Source organism: Acinetobacter sp. NigerLNRRAM0016, assembly GCF_054112845.1.
The window spans coordinates 33,905-54,557 of record NZ_JBSYVT010000003.1; the positions used below are offsets into that span (position 1 = coordinate 33,905).

14 protein-coding genes and 2 pseudogenes are annotated in these 20,653 nt (G+C 40.3%); 7 read left to right on the forward strand and 9 right to left on the reverse strand.

All coding sequences use genetic code 11. The features are described 5' to 3' along the window. Positions 1–6 precede the first annotated feature (6 nt). Together ACWQ4X_RS03195 and ACWQ4X_RS03200 are read left to right on the forward strand one after the other, a co-directional pair. Complete coding sequence (locus ACWQ4X_RS03195) at positions 7–2,781, forward strand: type VI secretion system Vgr family protein (protein WP_457902699.1); 2,775 nt, start codon at positions 7–9, stop codon at positions 2,779–2,781. Between the two features lie 6 nt (positions 2,782–2,787). Then, a pseudogene (locus ACWQ4X_RS03200) lies at positions 2,788–5,807 on the forward strand (hypothetical protein). 19 nt (positions 5,808–5,826) lie between these two features. On the opposite strand, the gene ACWQ4X_RS03205 reads toward ACWQ4X_RS03200, so the two are convergent. From ACWQ4X_RS03205 to ACWQ4X_RS03215, 3 genes are all read right to left on the reverse strand, one after another. Beyond that, on the reverse strand, positions 5,827–6,801 hold the full coding sequence (locus ACWQ4X_RS03205) for a formylglycine-generating enzyme family protein (RefSeq protein ID WP_457902812.1): 975 nt from the start codon (positions 6,799–6,801) through the stop codon (positions 5,827–5,829). A 120-nt stretch (positions 6,802–6,921) separates the two neighbouring features. Then, positions 6,922–7,896, reverse strand: a complete 975-nt coding sequence (locus ACWQ4X_RS03210) for a formylglycine-generating enzyme family protein (RefSeq protein WP_457902813.1) — start codon at positions 7,894–7,896, stop codon at positions 6,922–6,924. 120 nt (positions 7,897–8,016) lie between these two features. Continuing rightward, on the reverse strand, positions 8,017–8,991 hold the full coding sequence (locus ACWQ4X_RS03215; RefSeq protein WP_457902814.1) for a formylglycine-generating enzyme family protein: 975 nt from the start codon (positions 8,989–8,991) through the stop codon (positions 8,017–8,019). Positions 8,992–9,141: 150 nt separating this feature from the next. Between ACWQ4X_RS03215 and ACWQ4X_RS03220 the strand changes: the two are divergent. Continuing rightward, positions 9,142–9,864: pseudogene (locus tag ACWQ4X_RS03220) on the forward strand (putative type VI secretion system effector). Positions 9,865–10,095: 231 nt separating this feature from the next. Further along, the gene (locus tag ACWQ4X_RS03225) at positions 10,096–10,692 is read left to right on the forward strand and encodes a hypothetical protein (protein ID WP_457902700.1); all 597 of its coding nucleotides are present in this window, start codon (positions 10,096–10,098) and stop codon (positions 10,690–10,692) included. A 149-nt stretch (positions 10,693–10,841) separates the two neighbouring features. Here the strand turns inward: ACWQ4X_RS03225 and ACWQ4X_RS03230 are convergent, their stop codons facing one another. After that, complete coding sequence (locus tag ACWQ4X_RS03230) at positions 10,842–11,657, reverse strand: IclR family transcriptional regulator (protein WP_457902701.1); 816 nt, start codon at positions 11,655–11,657, stop codon at positions 10,842–10,844. Positions 11,658–11,798: 141 nt separating this feature from the next. Between ACWQ4X_RS03230 and pobA the strand changes: the two genes are divergently transcribed. Next, on the forward strand, positions 11,799–13,013 hold the full coding sequence (gene pobA / locus ACWQ4X_RS03235; protein ID WP_457902702.1) for a 4-hydroxybenzoate 3-monooxygenase: 1,215 nt from the start codon (positions 11,799–11,801) through the stop codon (positions 13,011–13,013). 68 nt (positions 13,014–13,081) lie between these two features. On the opposite strand, the gene ACWQ4X_RS03240 is transcribed toward pobA, so the two are convergent. The 5 genes from ACWQ4X_RS03240 to paaZ form a co-directional block, all read right to left on the reverse strand. Next, positions 13,082–13,633: an N-acetyltransferase family protein gene (locus ACWQ4X_RS03240; protein ID WP_457902703.1), complete on the reverse strand. Its 552-nt coding sequence runs from the start codon at positions 13,631–13,633 to the stop codon at positions 13,082–13,084. 32 nt (positions 13,634–13,665) lie between these two features. Beyond that, positions 13,666–14,238: a helix-turn-helix domain-containing protein gene (locus tag ACWQ4X_RS03245; protein WP_457902704.1), complete on the reverse strand. Its 573-nt coding sequence runs from the start codon at positions 14,236–14,238 to the stop codon at positions 13,666–13,668. A gap of 501 nt (positions 14,239–14,739) precedes the next feature. Further along, positions 14,740–15,036, reverse strand: a complete 297-nt coding sequence (locus ACWQ4X_RS03250; RefSeq protein ID WP_161933628.1) for a hypothetical protein — start codon at positions 15,034–15,036, stop codon at positions 14,740–14,742. 329 nt (positions 15,037–15,365) lie between these two features. Then, complete coding sequence (locus tag ACWQ4X_RS03255) at positions 15,366–16,808, reverse strand: spinster family MFS transporter (protein WP_457902705.1); 1,443 nt, start codon at positions 16,806–16,808, stop codon at positions 15,366–15,368. 192 nt (positions 16,809–17,000) lie between these two features. Continuing rightward, on the reverse strand, positions 17,001–19,109 hold the full coding sequence (gene paaZ / locus ACWQ4X_RS03260) for a phenylacetic acid degradation bifunctional protein PaaZ (RefSeq protein ID WP_457902706.1): 2,109 nt from the start codon (positions 19,107–19,109) through the stop codon (positions 17,001–17,003). 261 nt (positions 19,110–19,370) lie between these two features. Here paaZ and paaA point away from each other — a divergent pair, with 261 nt between their 5' ends. Next, positions 19,371–20,315 carry a 1,2-phenylacetyl-CoA epoxidase subunit PaaA gene (paaA, locus tag ACWQ4X_RS03265; protein ID WP_457902707.1) on the forward strand — a complete coding sequence of 315 codons (945 nt, stop codon included), beginning with the start codon at positions 19,371–19,373 and terminating at the stop codon, positions 20,313–20,315. Positions 20,316–20,345: 30 nt separating this feature from the next. Further along, the gene (gene paaB / locus ACWQ4X_RS03270) at positions 20,346–20,636 is read left to right on the forward strand and encodes a 1,2-phenylacetyl-CoA epoxidase subunit PaaB (RefSeq protein WP_016167097.1); all 291 of its coding nucleotides are present in this window, start codon (positions 20,346–20,348) and stop codon (positions 20,634–20,636) included. The last annotated feature ends 17 nt before the right edge of the window (positions 20,637–20,653 follow it).

Here is a 20,653-nt window from a genome sequence, read left to right on the forward strand (position 1 = left end):
AACATTATGTTGAATCATATTTATGCTGCTTTTGAACAGCTGGGATTCACTACACACAAACGTGTATTGCATATCCAGTTTGCTAATGCGCTGCTGAATCAGCAGGTCTATTTACAGCGAATAGACGGAACACATGGCTTAAACCAAGGCTTAACGGCCAGTTTAATTTGCCTGTCGACACATGCATTTATTCCCCTAAAACAGTTTATTGGCTGTCAGGTCGCGATTGACCATGTGACAGACACAGGACAACTGAGCCGCATTACAGGCATCATTACCCAAGCTCAAGCGGGGGCAAGCGATGGTGCACTGACCGTATATCGCCTGAAACTTGAAGACCCGACCAGCTTATGGAAACAACGCTGTAACAGTCGTGTGTTCATGAATAAAAGTGTGGTAGATGTGGTCAACATTCTGTTCCAAGAGTGGCAACAAAAAAGTCCGCTGTTTGCCGCCAGTTTGAGTCTTGATTTAGCAGGATTGAGTCGAAATTACGACATTCGTCCCTTCATCATGCAAAACAATGAAACTGATTATGACTTTCTGACACGGTTACTTAGAAGCGAAGGGATTAATTGGCTGATTGATGAAGCGCAAGCATTGCTTGCTCAGATGCATCAACCCATTCAAGCACAAAAGCTACGCCTAATTGATGATAACCAGCACTACCAAGCTCTGCCACGACGCAGTGTCCGCTTTCACCAGAGCAGCGCCGTACAAACCGCAGACAGCATTACCCATTGGCAGGCTCAGCGCCAGTTACAACCAACAGCGGTACACGTGCAACGCTGGCAAGCCGATGCACTGACCCAAGATGATGGTGCAGGCAGTGTGCAAAGCAAACATCAGCAAAGTGAACAGTATGATGTTGCGAGTTTGGGGCTAGAGCAGGCATGGCATTTTTCCCCTGCGTGGATGCAAGACCTGAAGGGAGAAGATGGTGCGACGGCATCGGGTAATCAGCAACTGGAGCAATTTAACCAGCAGCTTTCCGACTATTACAATGCACAAGCCAAGCATTTTTGTGCACAGTCTACGGTTCGTGATGCCCATGTAGGTTACTGGTTTGAACTGCAAGGTCATCCTGAAATTAATCTGCACAGTGGTGCAGACAAAGAATTTCTTATTACCGAAAAAACTTTTTATAGCCAGAACAACCTACCTAAAGATCTGAACCAGCAGCTAGAGCAACTCCTGCAACAAAGTCACTGGCAATTCAGCTCTGTACTGGGCAACAGCGGCAGTGAGCAGCGCCAAGGCAATTTACTTAGCTTACAACGTCGGCAGATTAAGACTGTTCCCGCCTATCATCCTGAGCAGCATCGTCCATCGGCACACCCGCAACGCGCTCAGGTGGTTGGGCCGAATGGTGAAGAAATCCATGTCGATGAATGGGGGCGTATTAAAGTCCGCTTTCTATTCACAAGAAATGAAGACCATGCACATGATGGCGGTGCGGGCAGCAATGATAACGATACTGATTCTGCTTGGGTTGATGTACTGACCCCATGGGCGGGTGAAGGTTATGGGGCACGTTTCCTGCCGCGGATTGGGGAAATTGTAGTCATTGACTTTTTTCAAGGAGACATAGACCGTCCTTTTGTAGTGGGACGTCTTCATGAAGCGCAACGCCATCCAACAAAATTTGATGATGCTGGGCAATTGCCTGATACCAAAAAACTGGCAGGCATTAAATCTAAAGAATATCAGGGACAGGGTTTTAACCAGCTACGCTTTGATGACACCACGGGGCAAATTAGTGCCCAGTTGCAAAGCAGTCATGCGGCCAGTCAACTTAATTTAGGTAAACTGAGTCATCCCAAAGCCACCGAAGAAAGTGAAGATCGTGGCGAAGGGTTTGAGTTACGTACAGACCAATGGGGCGCATTAAGAGCAGGTGAAGGGCTGCTGCTTTCTACATACAAACAAGATCAAGCCCAAGGCGAACATCTGGATGCACAAGTTGCTAAACAACAGTTGGAAGGTAACCAGAGTAATGCCAAAGCACTGAGTGAAGTTGCCAAAAACCAGCAAACTGATGAGATTGAATCGATTGAACAACTCAAAGAGTTTGCAGACCAGATTCAAGCGCAGATTGCAAAATTTGAAAAGGCGCTATTACTTTTAAACTCGCCAGATGGGATTGGTTTAAGCACCAATGCAGACATTCATGTCTCGGCTGATGGGCAAATTAACCAGTTTGCAGGCGACAGCATCAATTTCACTACGCAAAAAAATCTGATTACGCATGTCAGTGGTAAAGCAAGCTTATTTGCAGCACAGGGTGGCATTAAACAAGTTGCGGCCAAAGGAAAGTTTGAAATGCAGGCTCAGGGTGATGCCTTAAGTATTTTAGCCAAACAAAATATTCAGGTTGTTTCTACAGAAGATCGCATTGAAATTACCAGTCCGAAAGAGATTGTAATTACGGCAGGTGGTTCGCAACTTAAAATTGATGGTTCGGGAGTTTTTCCAACCACCAGTGGCAAGTTTGAGGTGAAGGCGGGGCAGCATGTGTTTATGGGAGGGGAAAAGGTCGAAGTCCCTAAAATACAATTAGAAAATAAACCATGTTATTTAACGTTTGAAATTGTCGATTTGGATGGAAAACCTGCGAACAATGTCGAATATATTGCTTTTAAAGCAGATGGTAGTCACCAGATAGGGCGAACCGATGCATCTGGTAAAACTCAAAAATTTCAAACTGATGGTTCAGAACAGGTTTCAATCCATATTTCTGATAAAAATGCATCAAAATATAAGTTAGTTACGGAAAGTTAGAACGTAATGGATAGATATAACACATTAGAATTTAGCATTATTTTCTATAACCAGAGAAATAAGGGGCTAGGAAATGTAAAATATAAATTGGTTTTTATTTCCACTTCAGGAAATCAACAAATATTTGCAGATATTACCAATGATAAGGGACGCACTAAACCAATTTTATTGACTCAAAATGGAAAACTGCAAGTTTTTGTAGAAGGTTATGAGACAATTTTTAGTCAAAAAAAACTGATCAAGCCGAAGCTTGCCTCAGGTGATAATATTATTGAAATAAAAGAAAAAAATTAGAACAAAATTTAAAGTTTATCACCAAGCAGCAATATGATATAAAACAACAAGTTGCAAAAAAAAATCTTGAGGAACTGAAGAAAATTGCCGCAATCAATAGTAAGTCTAAAATAGGTAATTTTTATAATTATTCTAAAATTACTCCCCCAATTTCACCAACAGTGAAAAAGAATTTAGAAGAAAGTCAAAATTTATCTTATGAAGAATATAAAAAGAGAAATACACATCTGATTAAGAAATCAGAATATTTGAAGTTTAAAACATATGTGATGTATCGATTTGTCGATAACAAAGGAAATGGTATTCCGATTAGTGACTACCAAATATTTGGTCAGGGTAAAAACGAACCTATCGTTAATATGAAGCCAGCTAAAGTGGATGGAAAAGGCTTTACTCAACTAGCAGAGACTCATTTAAAAACCCAAGTTAAGTATCGCTTAGGAAGTACAGTCAGAGAGAGTGAATGGTTCGAACCGATTACTTGTGTTGATAAACAATTAATTAATAAAATTATTTTTCCACTTACCACAGGTATAACCAATCCTGATCCAAATAATAAGGTAGGCTTGGGCGCATCACAAAAGCCCCCTATCGTTATTAATCCTCACACTAATGAAGTATTGGTTTTACCGCCCGCTGTTTATGCTGAATTTGATCGAAAAACGCAAATATTGTCAGAGGCAGTAAAAAAGGTTCATCAATCTAATGCTGAACTCACGCGAGCGATTCAGGATAGAAAACTTGAAGAAATTAAAGAGCTAGAAAGTCGGCTAAATATCAATCAAGAAAAAGCAATTGAAAAAATTAATGGTGAGTTTCAGCAGTATGGCGAACTTAAAGAAGTTTGGGTGGTTGAAAGCACAGGCAAAGTCAACCAAAGTGCATCAAAATATAATTTAAAAAGACGTTATCTTAAAGTCACTGAATATGAAGAGCTAAAACGACAACGTCGTAATAATGAAATAAGAGCAGATATTGTTGATCCTCATGCGACGCAATACACACCACAACGTCATGCTCAGATTCAAAGTAGTTTTGAGAAACTAGGTCAGCAGTTATTAACTGCTAAAGGAAGTATCGGTAGTGAAGAAAAAGCTGTTTATAACTTGATTGGTGGTCTTGGTGGAGAGATTGCAAAAGAATATAAAGACAGCCGAGATATTAATGTCAGTACTGAAGCACAGTGGATGCGGATGGTTGCAGGTGCTAGTGGTGAAGGAATGATTAGCGCCTCGTCTAAAGGTGTGACCATGAAACTTGGTGGAGATGCATCAACCAAATGGACACTTTTTGAAGGGGTAAAAGAATGGCGTAAGTTTTTTCCATGTGAGTCTGGATGGAAACTTGAATATGACAATTATGATTTAGGAACCATTCGTTTTTTGATTGGAGCAGAACTAGCAGGATTTTCTGGAGCAAATTTAGGCATTTCAGGTAACTTATCTGTCGATATTACCCATCAGGGAACCACGCAAATGCTGAAAGCTATGGTACGTAAACCAGAACGCTCAATGTCACAAATGTTTGACCGTCAGGGAAAACCCATGTTCCAACCTGCGCAAGGTAGCTTGAACATGATTGCTGCAAATCAGGAAAATGCAAAGAATCAGGCAAATGCAGGAATTAAGGCATTTGCAGGGGCACAAGTGCAAGGGAAATTGAAGGGTGGAATAGAATGGTTTAAACCCAATAATGACAAAAGTGGTGAGGGAGAGTTTGTGTCGATCGCCTCTGTAGCTGGTGGCGGTGGTGTCAGTATGGGAGCGGGTGCCGAAGGTCAATTCCAGATTGGTTACGATGAAGGTTCTGGTAATTTTAAAATACTGGTTGCTGCGCACTTGTGTTGGGGTGTTGGTGCAAAAGGAGTCGCTGAATTTACGGTTGGTTCAGAACACATCCTAGATTATTTAGGATTTATTAAATTACAATTATTACAAGCTGGGTTCAGGAATTTAGTTTTTATTTATTCAAATGCATTTACAATAATGTCTCAGGTTTTGGCATTCTGTATAGGCAATAATCATCCTTTAACAAAAAATATAGAAAAGGTATCAAATCAATTTAATATTTGGATTGAGAGTTTGGATATAGATCAAGGGCGTTTAAAAACAGCCAATAATATTAATTCAGCCCAAGGGCGTGATGAGTTAATTTATGCAACACCTGAAACAAAAGGAATTCTTTTATATGCGGTTACACATTGGAGTGATCGTACAGCCCCAATTTTTGATATCTATGTGTCCTTTAGTGAGCGTGAAGTGCAATTTTTTCCTGCGCGAAAAACTGCAGTGATTAATATTTTAAAGACTTGTGTAACAACTGCCGAATGGCAAAATACCATTCAACATATTCATCCTCAAGGTGAAAAATTGAATGTTTCACAATTTGGTAAAGTTGAAGGTGATCTAATTCGGTTTTTAAACTATGGTGATGACGATAAAAATGCTGAAGATATTATCCGTTGTATCAATAGTGGAATTGAGTATGAAGGACAGAACATTAATCAATGGCTTAAAGATTATCTAAAATACCGTAAAGGGGCGAAGGCTGTAACTGGGATTTCATGGAATTATATGTTAGTACAAAGCCAAGATGATAATCGCTTTAGGCTGTTTGAGCTGCAGCAAGGCATACAGATGGGGTTTGAAGAACAGTCATTAATGGCAAGTAATTTAAAAATCTTAGCACCTTTTGAGCAGAATGAATTAAAACCAACCGTGTATCATGTTTAATATGATACACGACTAATAATTAAGGATTAGCAGCACAACGTACTGAGTTATTAAAATTAAAATCGAAATAATATTTTTGGTCTTTAGAGTCTTTTACTAATTCCGGATCCGCTACAGGATCAATTGCATGTCGTTGCATGGTTTTTCCACCAAATACTCGTAATGATTGACCATCACTTGGTGGAAAACTTCGTACAACCTTTAAAGTTCCTGAGGTTGGACCCTGAGGGTTTTTCTCTGGAGATTTACTGTAATATTCAGGATCATACCAGTCGAGCATCCATTCATAATTATCAGTAACCATGTCATAAAAGCCTAAAGGGGTTGGTGGATATTTTTGTAATAAAGAGATATTTTTAGTTACTTTAAATGGTTTTTTAGATGCTTGTCTTAGCTCAAAACTCCACACATTACGCCCATTATCAATCTTGCCATTATCGGTCGCATAAAGAATATATTGTCCCCGATTACGCGCTGCATATTCCCATTGAGCCTCTGTGGGCAAGTCCATCTTTAAATTGAGTTGAGTGCCTAGCCATTGGCAATAATCACGAGCTTGCTGCCAATTAATACCTGCTGCAGAAGTCGAGATACGATATTTTTGCGTTATCTCATTAAACTCACCGATTGCTTTTTGCCCTGTAACCTCTGTATAAACATCAAAATCTGCATAGGTGGCTTTGGTTGCACTTAAATAAAAATCATCTAGAGTGACTTTATGCAACGGTTTACTATCACCATTGCCATCATATGGAAGTCCATCGATACTATGTTCAGGACCAAAATCACCCATTTTATAGGTACCACCTTTTACAAAAATTAGGTTTTTCTTAGTCTTCTCAAGCAGTTGTTGTAATTGCTTTTGTTGTTCAGGAGATAGATCAGTTTTCGTGATTGGACTCGAAGCTTTCTGATTTGCATTTGAAGTTGGTTTGGCACAAGCAGCTAATGAGACACTTGAGAGTAGAATGATTGCAAGTTTATGTTTAATCATCATTTTTAAAATTATAAAGTTAAAATACAGCGCGGATTTTAAGTTAGTTTGTTGGTATTGAAAAGAAACAATGTGTAAATCCAACCGTGTATCAGGCATAACCTGATACACGGTTAATGATTAAGGATTGGCAGCGCAACGTACGGAATTGTTTTGATTAAAATCAACAGTATATTTTTTTAATAATTCACTGTTCACCAACTTTGGATCTGCTACAGGATCGATCGCATGTCTACCCATGGTTTTACCTGTAAATGTTTTTAAAGGTTGTCCATCTGCGGGTGCGGAACTCCGTACTACTTTTAATGTCCCACTCTTTGGACCTTGAGGATTTTTCTCTGGAGATTTACTGTAATATTCAGGATCATACCAGTCGAGCATCCACTCATAATTATCAGTAATCATGTCATAAAAACCTAAAGGGGTTGGTGGATATTTTTGCAGTTCAGATATATTTTTATAAATTTTAAATTTATCTTGGTACTGTTGCCTCTGCTCAAAGCTCCACACATTACGTCCATTATCAATTTTTCCATTATCAGTTGCATAAAGAATATATTGTCCCCGATTCCGTGCTGCATATTCCCATTGAGCCTCTGTGGGTAAGTCCATTTTTAAATTGAGTTGCGTTCCAAGCCATTGGCAATAATTTCGTGCTTGCTGCCAATTAATACCTGCTGCTGAAGTAGGTATTCTCTCATCAATCGAGTATTCGTCAAAGTTTCCAACAGCTTTTTGCCCTGTAACTTCAGTATAAACATCAAAATCTGCATAGGTGGCTTTGGTGGCGCTTAAATAAAAGTCATCAAGGGTAACCTTATGTAAAGGTTTGCTATCTGCATGGCTATCATATGGAAGTCCATCGATACTATGTTCAGGACCAAAATCTCCCATTTTATAGGTGCCACCTTTTACAAAAATTAGGTTTTTCTTGGTTTTATCCAGTAATTGCTGCAACTGTTTTTGTTGGTCTGGTGAGAGGTTTGCTTTGGTGCTTGGAGTCGAAGCTTGCTGATTTACATTTGAAGTGGGTTTGGCACAAGCAGCTAATGAGATACTTGAGAGCAGAATGATTGCAAGTTTATGTTTAATCATCATTTTTAAAATTATAAAGTTAAAATACAGCGCGGATTTTAAGTTAGTTTGTTGGTATTGAAAAGAAACATTGTGTAAAATCAACCGTGTATCATGCATAGCATGTTACACGGCTAATGATTAAGGATTTGCAGCACAACGTACTGAGTTTTTTTGGTTATAATCAAAAGGATATTTTGATTTTGAAAAGTGCTCTACAAGTTTTGGATCCGCTACAGGATTAATGGCATGGCGTTGCATGGTTTTTCCACCAAATACTCTTAATGATTGACCATCACTTGGAGAAAAACTTCGTACAACCTTTAAAGTTCCAGTGGTTGGACCTTGAGGATTTTTCTCTGGAGATTTACTGTAATATTCAGGATCATACCAATCTAGCATCCATTCATAGTTATCAGTAACCATGTCATATAAACCTAAAGGAGTAGCAGGGTATTGCTGTAAAACTGCGATATCTTTGATAGATTTAAATTTCTTATTGGATGCTTTTCTTTGTTCAAAACTCCACACATTACGCCCATTATCAATCTTGCCATTATCGGTCGCATAAAGAATATATTGTCCCCGATTACGCGCTGCATATTCCCATTGAGCCTCTGTGGGTAAGTCCATCTTTAAATTGAGTTGAGTACCAAGCCATTGACAATAATCACGAGCTTGTTGCCAATTAATACCTGCTGCTGCAACAGAAACCCTTTCTTTTATAGAAATTTCATCAAAATTTCCAACGGCTTTTTGCCCTGTAACTTCTGTATAAACATCAAAATCTGCATAGGTGGCTTTGGTTGCACTTAAATAAAAATCATCTAGAGAGACTTTATGCAACGGTTTACTATCACCATTGCCATCATATGGAAATCCATCGATACTATGTTCAGGACCAAAATCACCCATTTTATAGGTACCACCTTTTACAAAAATCAGGTTTTTCTTGGTCTTCTCGAGCAGTTGTTGTAATCGCTTTTGTTGTTCAGGAGATAGGTCATTTTTCGTGATTGGACTCGAAGCTTTCTGATTTGCATTTGAAGTGGGTTTGGCACAAGCAGCTAATGAGATACTTGATAGCAGAATGATTGCAAGTTTATGTTTAATCATCATTTTTAAAATTATAAAGTTAAAATACAGCGCGGATTTTAAGTTAGTTCGCGAATGTTGAGTAGAAATATTGTGTTAAAATCAACATTATGCATTATTGAAAATGTTAAAAGGAAAAGATCTCTATCCAGAGGATTAATTTGAATAGAAATGATAAAACTTGAAGGTCGCATTCAGCGACTAGAAATTTATGACGATTCTTTAAGTGCATTTGGAAAGTCAGGCGATACTCAAATTACGACTTCAGCAATTCTATCAGACGTAGCTGAAAGTGTTTCATTGTCCGCACAGACGGTATTTCTCGCTTCGCATAGCCGTTTACATATCAAGTCAGTTGTTTTGGAAATAGGTGGTAAAATTTGTGTAGGTCAATTTCATCGTGCATTATTTAAACAAAATGAATATGTCATTTGTGTGGTGAGTCGTTTAGAAAATAATATTTATGAATTGTATTCGGTGCTAAGTCCTAAAACAGGCTTGCTGCATATGCAGGTTGGGATGGGGGCTTCACCCAAAACCCATAACACTTCAGTTATGAAAGGTGGATTGGTTTGGTATTCTATAACAATTATTATAACAAGTTTGATTGTTTTTTTGCACATGGGATAAACTTAAGTTCTTTATTAATTTTAGCTTTTTGTTTTATTCTATTTCATTTTATTTTTTATTATTAAAAATGCTTCAAATTCATTAAAGCATTTTTCAGAAAAGTCAGAACAGATTTTTGCTTTATATGGATTTAAAGATCCTCAAGAAGTCTTTTTATTACCCAGTCGTTATATGAGTGAAAAAGATCATTTGTTGCTTGAAGCTGTATTTGAGTATCGTAAAGTCATTCAAGAAGATCCCTACCCAAAAAATTATATAGAGTAAAAAGAAACGCAGAGTGAATAAGGTGAAGCATCATAATGCTGATTTTTATATAAATTTTTTGTTTTTGTAATATAAGGTATCCATGACATTGACTTCGCTTAGCTATGGTCAAAAAATAGACTTTTATAAGAATGATAATCTTGAATTTCATTCCATTTTATAGCTATGGCAGGTGTAGTGCAGAACGGAAGTTTGCATGACACAGCTCACCTCAACATCGGAGGATATGCCATGAATTTCCTTAAATTTTTAATCACCGCTGGATGTATTTCTTTATTGACCCCGATGGCTTTCGCAATGGAATCCCATGGAGGTTCAAGTATGGAAGCATCGATGCAAAGTTCATTTTCAGCTGATGATAAAAAAGCAATGATTAGTGCCATGAGTGCGGCACCGATTAATATCAGTGCAGAAGCGACCATTATTGCGATGGATGCAAAAGGTAAAATGCGGACCCTACGCAAAGGACAAAATAATTTTACCTGTATGCCAGATAACCCAGCCACTCCTGGACCAGACCCTATGTGTATGGATCCCGCCGCTTTAGCATGGGCAGAAGCTTGGATTGGGCACACTAAACCCGTTGAAGGTAAAGTGGGATTTATGTACATGCTCATGGGAGGGACTGATGCGAGCAATGTCGACCCTTATGCCACCAAGCCAAGCGCAAACAATCATTGGATACAAACTGGACCGCACGTCATGATCGTGGGTGCTTCACAAAGTTTTTATGATATGTATCCAAAAAGTGCGCAACCAGATACCACTGTCCCTTATATCATGTGGTCAGGTACGCCTTATCAACACCTGATGATTCCTGTGAAATAAGGGATTATCTGCTAATTTCAATTAGTCTTTTCATGGTGAGAAAAAAGCCACGCAATTGCCGTGGCGTTTTTGTGCCGAGCTGACTGGTGATGTTAGTTTAGTGACATTTTCTAGATCTAATATCAAACATTTACATGTCTGATCAGGACTTAAATTAAACCACGTAATTCATTCGCAGCATGCCTTAACAAAGGTAGCACCTGCTGAATCAGATAGTCCTCACTGGTGCGGTTGCTCTGCGACATACAGTTAATTGCAGCAATGGTTTGTCCTTGCGCATTTAACACGGGCACGGCAAGCGCAATAATGCCTAACTCATGTTCTTCTTTCGACAGACAATAGTCCGATAAAGCGACTTTTTCGAGTTCAGTAAAAAATTGATCTTTATGGGTAATCGTCAGTGGGGTTAAACGTTTCAGCCCGTATTTTTCCACCCAAGCTTGTTGTTCTTCTTTCGATAACGCCGCCAATAAAACTTTACCTGTCGAAGTAGCGTGTGCAGGCAAGCGATTGCCCAAATGCATGCCATAAGGATTGACGCGAAATTGGTCTTGTTGCGGCAAATAACTGCGGGCAATTGGCACCACTTCATGTTCATCCAGCACCACCATGGAAAAGGTTAAAGAAGTTTGTGCACAGAGTAAATTGAGTAAGGATTGTGCCACTTTGGGAAGATGTGCCGAACTTAAATAAGCACTGGAAAAACGCAACACTCGCGGGGTGAGCCAAAAATAGTGTTCATCGGTATCCAAATAGCCTAAAAATTTCAGGGTTTTTAAATGTCGTCTTGCCGCAGTCCGGCTGATGCCCGTGCGTTCAGCCACTTGGGTCACATTCAGGCGCTGTCGATCGACCCCGAAGGCCTCCAAAATATGCAAGCCTTTGGCTAAACCTGCAATGTAGTCGGCTTGCAATATCACATCTTTTGAATGTGGATGTATGACTTTGTTCTGCTCAGCTTCCATACGGCTTATCCTGAAAAATGAATTGCTTTTGTCCGATGTACGGACAACTCTAATGATATACGGTCAATTTCAATATGGCGATATAGCTCAAAAAAACATCCTAGCGTAATCTGAAATCAGAAACGAACAAGGATGAACAGCATGGAAATTGTAAAAACCAAAGTGGCGATTATTGGTTCAGGTCCCGCAGGATTACTCCTCGGGCAGTTGCTCTATAAAGCTGGGATTGAGCATGTCATTATTGAGCAGCGCAGTGCTGACTATGTGTCATCGCGTATCCGTGCAGGGATTTTGGAACAGGTTTCGGTAGATTTGTTGACCGAAGCAGGTGTCGATCAAAACCTTAAAGCCCACGGTTTACCGCATTCAGGCATTGAAATCCTGACCCAAGGGCAAAAGCATCGAGTGGATTTAGCTGCACTGACAGGCGGCAAGCAGGTGACTGTATATGGTCAGACCGAAGTCACTAAAGATTTAATGCATGCCCGTGAGCAAGCGGTTTTAAGCTCGTACTATGAAGCACAGAATGTGCAGATCGATGATTTTTATACGCAGCCGAAATTGACTTTTGAATATCAAAATCAGTCCTATCAAATAGAGTGTGACTTCATTGCAGGCTGTGATGGTTTTCATGGCGTGTGCCGTGCCAGTGTGCCTGAAGATAAAATTAAGACTTTTGAAAAAGTTTACCCTTTTGGCTGGTTAGGCGTGTTAGCTGATGTGCCACCTGTAGCAGAAGAATTGATTTATGTGCAGTCAGAACGAGGCTTTGCCCTATGTAGTATGCGTTCAGAAACTCGCAGCCGTTATTATTTACAAGTGCCATTGACCGATCATGTTGATAATTGGTCTGATGAACAGTTTTGGGATGAATTGAAAAATCGCCTAGACCCTGAAAGTCGAGAAAAACTCGTCACAGGCCCATCCATTGAGAAAAGTATTGCGCCACTGCGTAGCTTTGTGACCGAACCAATGCGTTTTGGCAAACTGTTCTTGGCAGGCGATGCCGCGCATATTGTTCCACCGACAGGTGCGAAGGGCTTGAATTTGGCGGCTTCAGATATAGCCTATTTATCCAGTGCCTTAATTCAGTATTATGTAGATGGCTCCGAGCAGGGCATCGATGAATATTCGGAAAAATGTTTGCAACGGGTCTGGAAAGCAGAACGTTTTTCTTGGTGGATGACCCATTTATTGCATCGTTTTGAAACCGAAAGCGAGTTTGATCATAAGATTAAACAAGCCGAATTAAGTTATATCCTCAGCTCAGAGGCAGGGCAAACGACATTGGCAGAGAATTATGTCGGTTTACCCTATGAAATTAAGCATTTAAGTGAGTTTCAGCAAGCCAGTTAATCAGTCTGTTACAGCATGAAAAAGAGAGCATTGGCTCTCTTTTTTATTTTAAACATCTGCAATTGAGTTTAACCATCCTGAGGATGTAGTGGGGTACTGAGCGTCAATTGATAAAAAGATGCATCTAACCAGCGGCCAAATTTAAATCCTGCCTGTTGAATAGTGCCTGAATGGGTAAAGCCCAGCTTTTGGTGTAATTGAATACTGGCGACATTTTCGGCATCAATACAGCCGACCATCACATGCAATTGTTGTTGTTGTGCTTTTTCGATCAATGCCTGCATCAGAATTTTACTGAGCCCACAACCGCGATGCTCTGGGTGAATATACACGCTGTGTTCAACAGTATATTTATAGGCAGGAAAGGCTCTAAAACTTCCCCAACTGGCAAAGCCCAGTAATTTCCCTGTGGCGTTGATGATGCCGAGCACAGGAAAATGCTGCTCCCGTTTGGTCGCAAACCATGTTTGCATACTTTGTAGTGTGCGTGGTTGATAGTCATAGAGGGCGGTGGAATTCAAAATCGCTTCATTCAAAATTTCTAAAATGGCAGCGGCATGCTCGGTTTCATTACAGTCAATCAGTTTAAATTCGGTTGCAGCGGCTTCACTTTGCGACATTGCAGGCTCCAAGCAGGGATAAGGGGAAGTATTTATGGGGTTTTGCCATCTTCAATCGCTAATACATAGCGACAAGGTGCTGAGTTTGGATTGCTAAAAATAATGGGACGGTCTACACAGATGGCAAGACAATCTCCCTGATGCAGTTGATAAATTTGTTCACCCAATTGAATCTGCAATTGCCCAATGATGATCCAGATTTGCTGCTGAATGGCATGATCACGTTGTGTGATGTCGTAGGTGATACGCGCTTGTGCAGGAAAAAGCACTTCGACCAGTTGTGCTGCAGTTTTCGAACCTTGAGGGGTGAGGCTACGCCGAATATAGCCAGATTCAGGATCTTGCCAAACCGGTTGCTCGGCATGGCGTAACAGTGGATCAAAGGATGCAGGGGATTCCACGCCACCGAATAAACTGGCAACAGAAACTCCCAGTCCATTCGCCAGTTTATCCAGTACCACCGCAGTCGGGTTGGCGGTGGCACGTTCAATCATGGAAATCATGGCGCGGCTGACATCACTGCGTGCGGCGAGTTCTTCCAAGGTATAACCACGTGCTAGACGCAGTTCACGAATACGCTGTGAAGTCTGTTGATGTATATCCATATCGGCATCTGATAAGAATTTAAATCCAGTATATTAGAAATAATTTAAGATACTAGATTTATGCCGAAAAATGACGCCAATCAATATCCTGAAGGTACAGTTTCGTAGATGTAAATAGAGATCAATCAACAGCAGATCACTGGCATTTATTGAAAAATCATCAGGAAGCGTGAATAAAGCTGAGATGGAATATGTTTGGTATCTTATTGCAAAATCAATAACTATTTGGACATCTATTCTTATTTCATCTGGATAATTTTTATCTTTTAGAAGTAAATGAGGCTACACAAACTGTGGAACATTGTTTAATAAGTAATTATGGAACATGATGAACTATTAAAAAATCCCAAGACATCTGTGTTGGGATCTATTTTGTTAATTAAGTCTTTGAATTATATGTTTAAAAAATTAAATTGCATATAACGTGCAATATGTTAATTTTAGATAAAATAAACATAATATCCAATAATCAAGATTAGAATTGTTTAAGATAACTGCTAATTATTTATTCAGATCTATATTTTGAAGGACGATATAAACCAATAACTTTTTAAATAGCTCCCAATCATTATCATCTTTAAACTTATTTTTTAATGTAGATAAGTTTAGACGTTTATACATCTCTTCCTCACATTTAAAATTCAATAGATCCTGTATAGTTGATACTAGTTCATGAGGTTGAATATGTTCTGGAAGGTCTTTATTTAACTGAAGTAATATAGCCTCTAATGATGATAATTTACTTGATTTTATAAATATTCCATTATCTTGATTACTCGGAGAATAACTATTAAACATATCTGTCTTCATATAGGGCTTATGATTGAACTATTAAAACAGATGTTTCCTCTAAATGTCTCCATTTTAAATAATGGCGATTATAAGAAATCAAAATGTTAGAACCCATTTAAAGTGTACAAATTAGATACGACTCTCTGTTCAATTGTTTGTGAGATCTGGTGTCTATTAGAATACGAATATGCACCTTATAAAGTAAGCGGGGGGAGAAGTGCTTTCTGCTCAATGATGGGTTGAAAATAAACGGATCAAAGGCATCTCATCGTGAGTAAATAAAAAAGCGAAAGGAGAACCTTTCGCTAGCATGGGGTTTGATCAATCTAAAGTGATTACGCGTGTTCGGCATCTTTTTCTATTTGAATACTGTCACGATAATATTGGCAGCCTTTGTACAGCAAGAATGTGCCGAGTACGCCCGCTACGGCATTTACAATCGAAATTGAATTACCCACCATCACGGTATTTTGGAAATATTTATCGGTAATTAAAGCAACCGCTGTGGTGCCAATACCTAAAGCAATCAAGTTTGAAACCAAAAGGAATTCGGCAGAGACTTGTGCACGTAACTGGTTTGGCGTGAGCATTTGCGTTGCTGCGGCAGACGCTGGAATTGGGAAAGTCGAAAAGAACATCGCCACAAAAATCAGCGCAAACGAAAGGTACATGTTATCTACTTGGGTAAACAAGACGCTTGGAATAATCAGGGCTGCACAGCCAATCATGCCGCTACGAATCGCTGCATCGCTATAGCCACGTTTAGAGAACCAGTCGATCAGCCAACCGCAGAATAAAGCTCCTGAAGTATTGGCAACCAAAATGATTATTCCGAGGATATAACCTGTTTGGCTGGCATCTAAACCATGATTACGCATATAGAACGCAGGTGCCCAACCAAGTAATGCATACAGCATCATGGTGTAAAAAGAGAAACCGATGAAATGACAGAAGAAGGTCTTTTTATGAGTTTTAATAAAGGCAATTGAGTTTTTGAAAGAGGCTTTTACCACTTGACCATCTTGACCAATTTTTAAACCCTTACGCTCAGGCTCGCGTACCGTCAAAATCATCAACAATGCTAATAATACCCCGGGTAAACCGACAATCATAAAGGTCAGTTGCCAAGTTTTAATTTCACCAATCAGTGGCAGAGTCACCAAGTTTACATTTTTAAGTAAACCAATCACGTACCCCCCAATCAGGAAGGCAAGCCCTGAACCAATGAATGCCCCAATCGCATACAGACCTAGCGCACGACCGAGTTTTTCTTTAGGAAATAGATCGGCAACAATGGAATAAAACGCTGGAGAGAGTGCGGCTTCACCTGCACCGACACCAAGGCGTGACAGGAACATTTGTAGAAAATTCTTGCTCAGACCACAAGCCGCCGTAGCAAAACTCCAGAAGGCGATCCCGATGGAAATAATTTTAATGCGTGATTTCTTGTCAGCAAGTGCGGCAATCGGCACGCCCATAAAGGCATAGAACAATGAAAATGCCAGACCTTGTAACAAGCTGAATTGGGTGTCGCTCAGCATCAGGTCATGTTTAATCGGTTCAATCATCAGGGATAAAATTTGACGATCTACAAAAGAAAGAATGTACGCCACCATACAGATGACCACCACATACCAGTGGTAGGCGCTGCTACGGCTTTTTGCCGTTGGCTCATGTGTAGGCGAATGTTCTGAAACTGGGTGGTGTTCAAAATTTTGTGCTTCAGGTTGAATCGTCCTTTCAACCAGTTCTATATCGATGGATTTATCGTTCATCACGCAACTTCCTGTGCTGACTGTTTGAGTTAATTTGATACTTTTATATTTATTTTTGTTTTTATTGTGTATCGTCTTATTTTTAATCTACGGGTTAAATGAGGCGGGGTCAATCACTTTGTGACAAAAAGATACATTTATTTTATATTATAAAAAAAAGAGAATCATATGATTCTCTTTTTTTATAGATCAATCTTAGGCCGCTCGTTCAACCAAGGTTAAAATGTCATAAGTCGCGACCAATTCGTTGCGCTGGTTTTTGACTTTAATGTCCCAAACCACCACACCATGCGGTTTTTGCTCTGGATCGCGTAAAGGCTTCGGTGTTTTTTGCTTACAAGTCAATTCAACCTGAATGGTATCGCCAATTTTTACAGGCTCTACAAAGCGCAGGTTGTCCATACCATAGTTGGCAATCACTGGACCCGCAGCAGCATCAACAAATAAGCCAGCAGCAGCAGAAACAATGAAGTAGCCATGTGCTACGCGGTCACCAAACAGAGAATCTGCCGCAGCAATTTTGTCCATATGTGCATAGAAGTGGTCGCCACTTAGGCAAGCAAAATTCACGATGTCAGCTTCAGTCACGGTACGACGAGCCGTAAGTAAACGCTCACCGACGCGAAGTTCATCAAAGTCTTTCTTGAATGGATGTACGCGGTCTTCAAACACTTGCGCACCCGCAGTCCAGCTATGACCGACTTGAGTCATCGCGTTCGGTGAACCTTGCAAAGCCGTACGTTGCATATAGTGTTTTACGGCACGTAAACCACCGAGTTCTTCACCACCACCCGCACGACCTGGACCACCATGCACCAAATACGGAAGTGGAGAACCATGTCCTGTACTTTCTTTCGCGCTTTCAGCATCTAGAATGTGTACACGGCCATGCCATGGTGCAATTTTGGTAATCAATGCTTCAATATTTTCATCTACATTGCGCACCACAGAAGCCACCAAGCTACCTTCACCACGTGCTACTAAATCTGCCAATTCAGCCAGATTTTGGTATGGCATCAGAGTAGAAACTGGACCAAAAGCTTCCACTTCGTGAATATGTTGAGCTTGAGTTGGTTGCTCACACACAAGCAAAGTTGGTGGGTAAAATGCACCTTTATCTACATTTTTTGCTTGAATCTCGAAATCTTGGCGTAAGTGGCTACCCAATACTACTTTGGCATCTTGGCTGAGTTGTTCCACTTTTTCAGCAACACTGAATTTTTGTTTTACGCTCGCCAAAGCACCCATGGTCACGCCTTCAATTTCAGGGTCACCCACCACCACTTTTTGTAGTTTTGCCACTAAACGTGTTTGTACTGTTTCAAGCAATGCCGCTGGAACAAAGGCACGACGGATCGCTGTACATTTTTGTCCTGCTTTGGTGGTCATTTCACGAAATACTTCACGCACAAATAAATCGATAGTTTCATCGTTGGCGTGTTCAGTCAAAATCGCACTGTTAACCGAATCCGCTTCCATACAGAATGGAATTGAATAGTGATTTAAGTGTGGATTTGCACGCAGGCTTTGACCTGTTGCTGCCGAACCTGTAAATGTAACGGTATCTTGGGGATTTAATTGTTCAATTAAATCATAAATTTGACCGCAGATGAGCTGTAGTGAACCTTCAGGTAGGAAACCACTTGTCAGAATGTCTTTCACCACTGCATGGGTCAGTTCTGCACCTTCAGTTGCAGGTTTCACAATACATGGCACACCTGCTAAAAGCGTTGGTGCAATTTTTTCTAACATGCCCCAGATCGGGAAGTTAAAGGCATCAATATGCAGTGCCACACCCGCTTTAGAGGTCAAAATATGTTTGGCACCGAAATTGCCGTGTTTAGACAATGGAATCCATGCATCTTCTACTAGCGCAGTTTCATCACTGAGTTCACGACGCACAAGGCTAGAGTAAGCAAATAATGTTCCAATCCCGCCTTCAACATCAATCCATGCATCTTTACGGGTACAGCCTGTTGCTTTGGCGAGTTCGTAATAGTGTTCTTTACGTTCTAGTAAATATTGCGCCACTTGTTTTAGGGCATTGGCACGTTGGTGGAAGGTCCAAGTTGCAATGGTTGCACCTTGCTTTTTCGCATAATCCACAACGGCTTTGGTATTGATGCCATGGCTACTGACTTGGTAAATCGCTTCGCCTGTAATGGCGTGATAAACCGTACGCAATTCCGCCTGCGAAGAATATTCCTGTCCATACACCAAAGAACTCAGGGTTTTAAGGGTCTGAGCTTGGTGCTCTTCAGTTGTATCGTGTTGCTCCACTGAGTTGTTTTCTAACTCTAGCATGGTAAAACTCCTTTTATGATACGTTTTAAAATGTTTTTTAGTTTTGATGTTTCATAATTTGGTATTAAAACGTGTAAAAGTCAATCGTAATTCGTATGTAAAAAAATCAAACCAAAAAATAATATTTAATAAAATGATTAAAAACAGTAACTTGAGTTTAAATTTGAATTTTAATTAAATGATACCTAAAAATTAATATTGATTTTATTTGTGTATCGTTTTAATTTAATTGTATCGACACTTGGGATAAGTGAGGGAAAAATGAATAACCAACAACAAGCTTTTGATCAGCGCATTGAAAAGGACATTTCAATTGAGCCAAAGGATTGGATGCCAGATGCCTACCGCAAAACCTTAATTCGCCAAATTGGTCAACACGGCCACTCTGAAGTTGTGGGCATGCTGCCAGAAGGCAACTGGATTACACGTGCACCATCGTTAAAACGTAAAGCAGTATTGTTGGCTAAAGTTCAAGATGAAGCAGGTCATGCCTTGTACCTTTACAGTGCCGCAGAAACTTTAGGTGCTGACCGTGATGACATGATGGATAAGCTCATTGCAGGTCGTATGAAATATTCATCGATTTTTAACTATCCAACTTTAACGTGGGCGGATGTTGCTGCGATTGGCTGGTTGGTGGATGGCGCTGCCATTGTGAATCAGGTTGCGCTTTGCCGTACCTCTTATGGTCCTTATGCGCGTGCCATGGTGCGTATCTGTAAAGAAGAAAGTTTCCACCAGCGCCAAGGCTTTGAAGCCATGATGCAATTGGCAAACGGCACTGAAGAACAAAAGCAAATGGCACAAGATGCAGTGAATCGTTTCTGGTGGCCAGCCCTGATGATGTTTGGTCCTAGTGATGATAATTCTCCAAACAGTGCACAAAGCATGCAATGGAAAATCAAATTATTCAGTAACGATGCTTTACGTCAAAAGTTTGTCGACAACACTGTGCCTCAAGTTTTGCAACTCGGTCTAACTGTTCCAGATCCAGACTTGAAATTCAATGAAGACACAGGTCATTACGAATTTGGTGAGGTGGATTGGAATGAATTCTTTGACGTGATTGCTGGTAAAGGTCCGTGTAACCACGAGCGTATTGAAGCACGTCGTAAGGCATGGGAAGGCGGTGCATGGGTACGTGAAACTGCCGCAGTGTATGCCAAGAAACAGCAAGAACAGCAGCAAGCACAGAAAGTTGCTTAATTCAGATCAGAGATGAAGGGAAACAAGGTCATGGATAACAAAAATAACTGGTCACTTTACGAAGTGTTCATTCGCAGCAAACAAGGTTTAAGTCATCGTCATGTGGGCAGCTTACGTGCATCGGATGATGAAGTGGCATTGCAAAATGCACGTGATGTGTATACACGTCGCAATGAAGGTATCAGCATTTGGGTGGTGAAATCTGAACTGATCACTTCTTCTCAACCAGATGAAAAACCAGAATTTTTTGATCCGTCTTTAGACAAGGTGTATCGCCACCCAACGTTTTACAACATTCCAGATGGCATTGAGCACATGTAAGTGAAGGGAGAAAAACG

Bases quoted from the DNA above. Each gene is read 5' to 3' on its own strand.
- ACWQ4X_RS03195 (WP_457902699.1), top strand. From the start codon at position 7: ATGTTGAATCATATTTATGCTGCTTTTGAACAGCTGGGATTCACTACA.
- ACWQ4X_RS03205 (WP_457902812.1), bottom strand. From the start codon at position 6,801: ATGATTAAACATAAACTTGCAATCATTCTACTCTCAAGTGTCTCATTA.
- ACWQ4X_RS03210 (WP_457902813.1), bottom strand. From the start codon at position 7,896: ATGATTAAACATAAACTTGCAATCATTCTGCTCTCAAGTATCTCATTA.
- ACWQ4X_RS03215 (WP_457902814.1), bottom strand. From the start codon at position 8,991: ATGATTAAACATAAACTTGCAATCATTCTGCTATCAAGTATCTCATTA.
- ACWQ4X_RS03225 (WP_457902700.1), top strand. From the start codon at position 10,096: ATGAATTTCCTTAAATTTTTAATCACCGCTGGATGTATTTCTTTATTG.
- ACWQ4X_RS03230 (WP_457902701.1), bottom strand. From the start codon at position 11,657: ATGGAAGCTGAGCAGAACAAAGTCATACATCCACATTCAAAAGATGTG.
- pobA (WP_457902702.1), top strand. From the start codon at position 11,799: ATGGAAATTGTAAAAACCAAAGTGGCGATTATTGGTTCAGGTCCCGCA.
- ACWQ4X_RS03240 (WP_457902703.1), bottom strand. From the start codon at position 13,633: ATGTCGCAAAGTGAAGCCGCTGCAACCGAATTTAAACTGATTGACTGT.
- ACWQ4X_RS03245 (WP_457902704.1), bottom strand. From the start codon at position 14,238: ATGGATATACATCAACAGACTTCACAGCGTATTCGTGAACTGCGTCTA.
- ACWQ4X_RS03250 (WP_161933628.1), bottom strand. From the start codon at position 15,036: ATGTTTAATAGTTATTCTCCGAGTAATCAAGATAATGGAATATTTATA.
- paaZ (WP_457902706.1), bottom strand. From the start codon at position 19,109: ATGCTAGAGTTAGAAAACAACTCAGTGGAGCAACACGATACAACTGAA.
- paaA (WP_457902707.1), top strand. From the start codon at position 19,371: ATGAATAACCAACAACAAGCTTTTGATCAGCGCATTGAAAAGGACATT.
- paaB (WP_016167097.1), top strand. From the start codon at position 20,346: ATGGATAACAAAAATAACTGGTCACTTTACGAAGTGTTCATTCGCAGC.